1 protein-coding gene is annotated in these 290 nt (G+C 73.1%); it reads right to left on the reverse strand.

Going from position 1 to position 290, the window contains the following annotated elements; genetic code table 11:
• On the reverse strand, positions 1–290 hold a 290-nt coding region (locus G6018_RS15365), incomplete at both ends, for a hypothetical protein (protein ID WP_182640082.1).

Genomic DNA, 290 nt, shown 5'->3' on the forward strand with positions numbered 1-290 from the left:
TCCGCCGGTGGCGGGCGCCGCCGGGCGCGGAACGCTCGGCCGGGACGCGCCCGCGACCTCACCCTCCGCCTCGGCCTCGGCCGCACCGCTCTCGTCGATCCGCACGACGTCCGGGTCGGCCTCGATGCCCACCTGGCGCAGTGCCTCGTAGAGCGTGGGCGCATAACCCACCGCGCGGTCATAGGAGACCATCACGCGCAGCAACCGCGGGAACGCCGAGTCCTGGTCCTTGCGCTGGGTGTAGATGGGCTCCACGTACAGGACCGAGTCGTCGGCCAACGGCAGCGCCA

Source organism: Dietzia sp. DQ11-44 (assembly GCF_014145205.1).
Lineage (GTDB): Bacteria > Actinomycetota > Actinomycetes > Mycobacteriales > Mycobacteriaceae > Dietzia > Dietzia natronolimnaea.